This is a genomic window from Roseobacter sp. HKCCD6576-2 (assembly GCF_013179285.1).
Classification (GTDB): domain Bacteria; phylum Pseudomonadota; class Alphaproteobacteria; order Rhodobacterales; family Rhodobacteraceae; genus Rhodophyticola; species Rhodophyticola oceani.
This window is the reverse complement of sequence record NZ_WVNW01000034.1, coordinates 1-7,644: the sequence shown is the minus strand read 5'-3', so window position 1 is coordinate 7,644 and position 7,644 is coordinate 1. Positions and strand designations below refer to the sequence as shown.

Annotated in this window: 8 protein-coding genes and 1 pseudogene; 8 read left to right on the top strand and 1 reads right to left on the bottom strand. The window is 53.7% G+C overall.

All coding sequences use genetic code 11. From position 1 onward, the window contains the following. The 4 genes from GTF44_RS21615 to GTF44_RS21600 all read left to right on the top strand — a co-directional run. Positions 1-1,313: Fic family protein (locus GTF44_RS21615; protein ID WP_216365217.1), on the top strand; the 1,313-nt coding region annotated here is incomplete at its 5' end. 161 nt (positions 1,314-1,474) lie between these two features. Further along, on the top strand, positions 1,475-2,434 hold the full coding sequence (locus GTF44_RS21610; protein WP_171563449.1) for an IS1595 family transposase: 960 nt from the start codon (positions 1,475-1,477) through the stop codon (positions 2,432-2,434). 85 nt (positions 2,435-2,519) lie between these two features. After that, positions 2,520-2,975: a Panacea domain-containing protein gene (locus GTF44_RS21605; protein WP_171563447.1), complete on the top strand. Its 456-nt coding sequence runs from the start codon at positions 2,520-2,522 to the stop codon at positions 2,973-2,975. After that, on the top strand, positions 2,965-3,318 hold the full coding sequence (locus tag GTF44_RS21600) for a hypothetical protein (protein ID WP_171563445.1): 354 nt from the start codon (positions 2,965-2,967) through the stop codon (positions 3,316-3,318). Before GTF44_RS21605 ends, GTF44_RS21600 begins: the two co-directional genes overlap by 11 nt. A 71-nt stretch (positions 3,319-3,389) precedes the next feature. Here the strand turns inward: GTF44_RS21600 and GTF44_RS21595 are convergent, their stop codons facing one another. Continuing rightward, positions 3,390-3,794 (bottom strand): hypothetical protein, encoded by a 405-nt coding sequence (locus GTF44_RS21595; protein WP_171563441.1) that lies wholly within the window; start codon positions 3,792-3,794, stop codon positions 3,390-3,392. A gap of 735 nt (positions 3,795-4,529) precedes the next feature. On the opposite strand from GTF44_RS21595, the gene GTF44_RS21590 reads away from it, so the two are divergent. The 4 genes and pseudogenes from GTF44_RS21590 to GTF44_RS21575 all read left to right on the top strand — a co-directional run. After that, on the top strand, positions 4,530-4,784 hold the full coding sequence (locus GTF44_RS21590; protein WP_171563439.1) for a hypothetical protein: 255 nt from the start codon (positions 4,530-4,532) through the stop codon (positions 4,782-4,784). Between the two features lie 242 nt (positions 4,785-5,026). Beyond that, positions 5,027-5,164 (top strand): hypothetical protein, encoded by a 138-nt coding sequence (locus GTF44_RS21585; protein ID WP_171563437.1) that lies wholly within the window; start codon positions 5,027-5,029, stop codon positions 5,162-5,164. Positions 5,165-5,670: 506 nt separating this feature from the next. Beyond that, positions 5,671-6,135, top strand: coding sequence for a TerB N-terminal domain-containing protein (locus GTF44_RS22335; RefSeq protein ID WP_367383488.1), 465 nt, complete (start codon positions 5,671-5,673; stop codon positions 6,133-6,135). 900 nt (positions 6,136-7,035) lie between these two features. Further along, positions 7,036-7,590, top strand: a pseudogene (locus GTF44_RS21575) (transposase); the annotation flags it as partial. Positions 7,591-7,644 lie beyond the last annotated feature (54 nt).

The following is a 7,644-nucleotide window of genomic DNA, read 5'->3' as shown; positions in this document are numbered from 1 at the left end:
GTTTCACACTTGCGGGATATCGTTGCATGGCCTTGTCGGATCAAGACATTCTCGACTTTGTCGGCGAGAACCCGGGCGCCGGGCGCGATGCCATCCGGAAGGGCGTTGCAAGGGGTGTGAGCGAAACCACTGTATGGCGTCTCTTAAAGCGCATGGTGGAGGAAGGTTGCCTCGAGGTATCCGGCAAGGGCAGGGCCACGGGATACAGGATCGCTGGTGGAGCGGTCGTTCGGGGGCATTTGTCGATGCCGTACAACAGGCGAGCACCGGTGTCCTATCGACCCGAGTTTCTTGACGCTTACGTGCCAGGAAAGACGTGGTATCTGTCTTCTTCCGACCGCGAAAAACTACTTGAGGCTGGACGCCCATTGGGTGGTGCGGTTCCGGCCGGAACATATGCACGACGGATTCTCGAGCAACTCTTGGTCGACCTCAGCTGGGCGTCCTCCAGAATGGAAGGCAACACTTACGACATCTTGCAGACGGAGCGACTCATCAAGTTTGGCGAAGAAGCCGTGGGAAAGGATCGGAAAGAAGCTCTGATGATCCTCAATCATAAGGAAGCCATCCAGTATGTGGTCGACAATCTCGATGAGATCGGGCTTCGGCGTTCTGATCTGTTCGCGATTCATGCGCTGCTCTCGGATGGTCTTCTGGCGGACCCTGCGATGTCGGGCCGATTGCGAGCGATGCTGGTCGGGATCTCGCACTCGAGCTATCGACCACTCGACGATGCGGTCACGATCGCAGAGGAGTTCGACATCCTTCTGCACAAGGCTGCGCAGATCACTGATCCGTTCGAACAGTCCTTCTTCCTCCTGGTGCACATCCCGTATCTCCAGGCCTTTGCCGACGTCAACAAGCGGACCTCGCGCGTGGCCTCGAACATCCCACTTCTGAAGTCGGATCTTGCGCCGATGTCGTTCACGACGATGGACGACAGCGACTATATCGACGGGCTCATCGGGGTCTATGAATTGAACAACGTCGCGCTGCTGCGCGACGTCTACATGGACGCGTACCTGGCTTCTGCGGAAAAGTACCGAGTTCTTCGCGCTGAGGTGGAGAGCCCGGAAAAAGCGGCTCTGGCCTATCGGGAATTTGTTCGCGCCGCGGTCCGGCGTTGCGTTCTCGAGTTCAAGGAGTTCCGAAACGATGCGGTTGATAAGATGGCTTTGGCTGCTGGCGTGCCCGATGCTGACCGAGCGGATGTTATCGCTTACGTCCGTGAGCAGATCGCGGGACTCCACGAAGGCAACGTAATCCGCTATCGGCTGAAACCAGACGACCTGAAAGGAGTGAACCTGCGCTAGCTCGTCGATCGAACCGGACCGAAGAACGTCAACGCATCAAAAGCGCATTCTATCATTGCGATAGTCGTTGCAATGATGGGCATCCAAAATAGGGCGATTGTACACTTGACAAACCCACGGACAGCCCCCATATCAAGCCTAAGAAGCTAGAGGGTTACAGAGTGTCCGTTCTATCCGAAAAGTACATGTACGATGAAGCCGCGGCCTTTGCGCACGTGGAGTCCAAGCTCTGGCCCGATGGCCCGGTCTGCCCCCACTGTGGTGTAGTAGACAGCGCCTATCGCTTGACCGGCGTTCGCACCAAGCCCAGCAAGAAGAACCCCGAGGGCAAGGAACGCCATGGGCTATGGAAGTGCCGGGACTGCCGGGGCCAGTTCACCGTGCGCAAGGGCACGATCTTCGAGGAAAGCCACTTGCCGCTACATCTGTGGCTACAGGCCATTCACCTGATGGTATCGAGCAAGAAGGGGATCAGCAGCCACCAGCTACACCGTATTTTGGGCATCACCTATAAATCTGCGTGGTTCTTGACCCACCGAATCCGCGAGTGCATGCGGGATGGCGCCTTAGCGGGCTTTGGCGGTGGCGGCGGCATCGTCGAGGTAGACGAGACTTTCATCGGCAAGGAACCAGGCGTGAAGAAGGCCGAGAACGCCCGCGGTGGATCGCACAAGATGAAGGTGCTTACCCTCGTGGACCGGGAAACCCACCGCGCCAAGTCGATCGTTGTCGACGACATGAAGAAGTCCACCTTGATCCCGATCCTGAGAGAAAACATCGCCCGCGAAGCCTACGTGATGACCGACGAGGCCCGCCACTATCAGAACCTCGGCGCTGGCCGGGTATTCGACGCCCACGGCTGGACCAACCATGGCGCCGGTGAATACGTTGGCCGCGAAGACCCCGAAATCCACACCAACACCGTCGAGGGCTATTTCAGCATCTTCAAGCGCGGCATGAAGGGTGTGTATCAGCACTGCGGCAAGCAGCACCTGCACCGCTACGCAGCCGAATTCGATTTCCGGTACAATCACCGCGAGGCCAACGGTGTCGACGATGCGGAGCGTGGCCAAGTTGCGCTACGCGGTGCTGTGGGTAAACGGCTGACCTACGTACACTAGGCCAAATCACGCGCACTTCACCGCTGGACATTTTTTGTTCCCAGAACGTTCCTCAATATGATATCGCAAGCTAGGAGGGGTTCAGATGACAAGCGCGACCGCACAATCAGTAGCGGATGATGTTCTGAAGCTAGCTAAGCGGCGAGGTAAGTACTTGACGCCGATGCAGCTTATGAAGCTGGTTTATATTTCGTATGGGTGGTTTCTCGCAATGCGCGGTGAGAAGCTTTTCCATGATCGCATTGAGGCGTGGAAGTATGGCCCGGTTATCCCAAATCTATATCACGCGACCAAGCACTTTCGTGGAGATATCATTCCGCACACGATGATTTCTAACGCACCTCTTACGCATCCTGAAATGGAGAATTTCATTGGTGGTGTTGTTGATGGATATGCGGATTATTCCGGTATCGCGCTGTCCAATCTGACGCATCGATCCGGTACACCCTGGCACCAAGCCTATGAACCAAACGTGATGAATAAAGAGATTCCGGACAATCTCATTCAAGAGCATTATCAACGGGGACTGAATGCAGGATGAAGCACCACCGGGTCCACCACCTGAGTGGGCAAAGGGCGAAAAATGGAAGGACGACCCGAACGCCCGCGCCGAAAAGTCCACGTGGCCAGACCCGGAAGCACTGCAAGGGACAAAAGACGAAAATACTCTGCGTTTACTTCGACACTCTGGAACAATCGCAGTGTGCCTAATGTGGTTTTTCGCCTTGGTTTTTGTGCTGAGTATGGCGGTTTGGTTGCTCCATTTCTTGACGACTTGGGGCTGGCTGAACGAACTTCAACTTTCCAAAATTCAGACAGTTGTTTTCTCAGGTAGTTTAGGCGCTCTTGTATCGGCGTTCGCACAAAAGCACATCGGACAATAGCTAGCCTTCCATCAGAGTGTCGTCGCACTCACGCGCCGTCAGCAACAGTCCCCCCTTATGCTTTAAAGAACTCAGTCACTGGTAGGCTTTGGCTCAGGCAGTACGGATGTCAAAAACCACTTACCGTTTAGCTTGGCAACAAGACCGGCTTTTTTCATCTGATACAATCGCGTTGAAACTTGTGTGTTTTTAGTTTCTCGTCCACTCTCAGTCAGCAAACGTGCAATTTCGCGTGGAGCAAAACCGGCGCGATCCTTCGATAGCAACGCCAAAATTTGATCGTTTAGGGTTGCTCCACGGCTTACATTGCCATCAAAGCCACTATGCCCAGGTTGTCCTGTGTAAACCGCAATCGTCCGCTCTAGTGCTTGCCGTTTTTCTTTTGCATCCCTAAGTGCCTCATCCGTTTTATCAATAAAATCATTAATTTTACCAAGCTCGGCTTGTAGCATCTCTTCTAACATAGGAACATTCATTGCTGAACTCCTTGATCGATTCTCACAACGCCTATGATCGGAGAAATATATCATGCCTGTCAATAGGCAGTATACTTTTTATGTTGCCGACATGATACAACTGACTGAAGGCCTGCGACAACTCGGCAAACCTCTACTCTGGACGCACGGACCGAGAGAAAACCCAAACGCCTGCCAGATTAAAGCCGACGACCGCCTTACGTACACCCACTAGACACGAATGAAAATTCTTGACCAGGCGGCATGAAATCGATCGCTAAGATCACGCCTATTTGCGAGCCTCAAAAGTATGCCAATTCGATCACTATAACCCGATGCAGGCCACGTCCCAAGCTCAAACAAATCGACAACCTGTCGCTGGACAATATCGAAGTTGAAGGCAAAATCGTTCTTCCATCCGTCAGGAAGGTATAGGCCCCTATCCCCCTTGAGGTGCTGCAAAGCACGACCTAGCATTCGTAGTCTGTATGCTTCCTGTGATGCGCTGATCTGTTCAAGCGACCATTCATTCCAAAGAGTTTTGGGCGGCTGTCGTTGAGCTTTTATCCAATCCGCTGAAGGGGGATCAAGCGCCTCTATTCCCCTCAGAAATCGTTCAAACTGAGCGCAAATTCTGGCGTCGAAGTTGTTCACAGGACATTTTGCCAATGTGAGACTCCTTGTTGTTCACCTGACAAATTGGGACACTATCGCGGATTTGCGGTCTCATGCATCAAAAGCACCAAGGGAACTGTAATGGCACAGACCACAAGAAAGGACGATATCCCGATGAAAAAGCTAGCAGTGGAGATTGAGTTATCGCACGCGCTTGTTGAATCGGTTGATGATCGAGGTGAGTTCTGTTTCGACTTCAGAAGTTGCCTTTCTGATCATGGCCTTCCGAATGTCGTCATAGCGACCAGCGACTGTCCCGCACTTGATGCAGACGATTACATCATCGTCGGCCGGATCGTCTGCGATTTGCAGGGTTGCACCGCAATTCCCGCATGATGCCTCAACTGCACTCATTAGTAAGCCCCTTCAAGGGCCGCCAGATGGCTTGACTCGGCGCAATCGTTATGTGAAGAAGAACTCGTGATTTCACACTTACCGCCCCTGACGGCGTTTCCATTATGAGCCGAAGTGTTCCCGCACTTCGGCTCTATAGGTTATATAACAATGGGAATTGTGGATCACAACAGTAGGTGTAGAGCCTCTGTTAATGTTCTAGCGCAGGTTGTGGAGCTAATCACATGGACAAAGACAAATCACAACCTGAACGCTTCAAAGAAGCCGCGCGGCAGCTAGAAACCGATGACGATGTAGATCGGTTCAACGAAAAGTTCACGAAGCTGATCAAGCACAAGCCGGTGCCCAAGAAGCCAGCCTGATCCCGGCGGCAAGGCCCGGCTCGGCCCCGGATCGGGTCAATTCTGTTGGTTTGTCAAATATACAATCGCCCAAAATAGTGTGGTTCGGAGAGGGTTCTGTTAATGTCTTCAATACTCAAGTTTTTCCGAATTACGTTCTTTCTCGTCCTGTATTTCTTCTTGTGCATGGTCGTGGTTACCACAGTGCTTCAGGGTTGGCCGGTTGGCGGCCAGATGCTGTTTGCTTTTGGTGTCCCTGTCATTCTGGTCTGGTGGCAAGAAAAGCGGCGACGAAAAGTCGCCACGAAACCCGAACCTCCCGACCTGAGCCGGTGCCGCGCCCAAGTGCCTACGACAAACGTATAGAGCGTGAGCGCGAACGAACTCGCGAAGCCATTGCGTCCAAAGCACCGGCTGCCGTTCAGGCCTATTCCCCACCAAAGCAGGACTACGCCGAAATCGTTCGGGCTGGAAAGTCTGCGGCGCCGGCTCTTGCAGCGGCCGCTGAACGAAACCAGCCCTCGCGAATGGCATCGAGCGTATCGTCCCGATCAACGAAAAGCGGGTGGGTCCCGTCTAGCGAAACAGCTAGCGTGGCCGGCCGCAACATCGGCGGGATGGTCTACGTGGGCACGCCTCCTTTGCTGAATTCTTACGGGTATCGCGACAAATGCAGGGCTTACATCGATCCGTCCCTCTCGGTCGCACGCTCGGGCACGGACAAGGCTGGCGATGGTATGCCGTATGCGATGATATCGACGCTGCGTTCGAATCTATCACAGACCAGCTGTCGCTTAGCACTTAATTGTAAGATTGCGGCGGTTCTTGATAGAGGACCGTTCAAAATTGTGGGGTCAGGCTGCTTGAGCAATGGCGGTGTTGGGCTAACGAAGGCCGCAATGTTGCCTGGAACAGGTGGCTTCGGCGCTTCATATTTCGTTCGTTCAGCCAAATCACCGTTTAGCACAGAAGCCCGCACTTTCAGCAGGTAATGTGCCCCGGTGCGAGACCATCGCATTTGTTGCCTTTTGACAAATCTTTTGGCGACTAGCCGGTTGACGCTCGCCTCGGCCGGTGCGGTCGCAATCCGTTTTCCGGCGCGGTACCGCTCAGCGTAGTTGGCCACCGAACTCTTGTTCCGTCTTATGTAGATCTGCAGAGTTTCGAGCAACTGGTCCGCCCGGTGGGCCCATATGCTTGGCACAGTGTCTCCGGACAAATCTCTTCGAGCCCTTGCAATGAGAGAGTGCGCGCGGCCCGCTTGCTCGCTCCACAAACGCCACTTTATCCGTTCGATTCGATTTCCAAAGTTCGATAGGTGCTTCGGAGCCGTTACCGCGAGCAGGGCCAGCGGCTGTATCTTCATTGAGATATGAAACCAGTCGAGGATGTGAGTCACCGGTTGCGGAAGCATGCCTGCCAGGCGCTTCAGGCATTCCGCACCATCCGAAATGACCGTGATCTCGCCCTGATCTGCATAACCTTCGTTCTTTAGTGCCAAGGCTAGCAGCATTACGAACCCGTCGCTCTGTTTGGTGGCGAGGAAGGTTTCAAGAACACACAAGTTCGGGATGAGCGAAAGCGACAGCTGCTGCAGGCGAACAACGTCCGCCTTCTTGAATGGCATTATGATAGACCCATTACGTACGAGGAAATGGCGCTCAAGCTATCTAAAATAGGAATTGTACTGCCGTCAGGACATTGAGTTGCGAAGGTTTTAGATTTGAAGGCTTGTTTTGTATTCACGTTCGACAACAGGCTCATTTTGCATTGAATGCCGCCTTTTTGGGGACACGTTGTTTTTCCGCAGAACGGCGTATTTCGTTGAAAAACTCGCACTTGATCGGGCTGTAAGTCGCTGATTCAATTCGTCCTGTAGGGAGGGATTGGCGATGATGGGACCGAGGCAGGAAGCCCAGGCGGCTTTGTTCTATGAGTTCTCGCTTGAGGATCATGTTCCGCAAGATCACCTTCTGCGTTCGATTGATCGGTTTGTCGATCTGAGCAGTATTCGCGCCTTTCTGGCTGATTTCTACAGCCATACGGGTCGCCCGTCGGTCGATCCTGAACTGCTGATCCGGATGCTGTTGGTTGGGTATTGCTTCGGCATCCGATCCGAGCGACGGCTCTGTGAGGAGGTGCATTTGAACCTGGCCTACCGCTGGTTCTGTCGCCTCGATCTGACCGACCGCGTTCCTGACCACTCCACTTTCTCGAAGAACCGGCATGGGCGCTTTCGAGAGAGCGAACTGCTGCGCCACTTGTTTGAGACGACGGTCTTGCGTTGTATCGAAGAAGGCCTGGTCAGCGGCCAGCGCATGGCTGTTGATGCAAGCCTCATCGAAGCTGATGCAAACAAACAGTTCTCAGCATCCAAGGACGAATGGGACACCGGTCGGATTGATGTGGAAGCTGCTCCACGCGCCGTGAAGGAATACTTGGACACTGACCCAGCCCCCTGAAATCAGGCCATTGAGGTGCTAGTAATCCGTCCAAGCAAA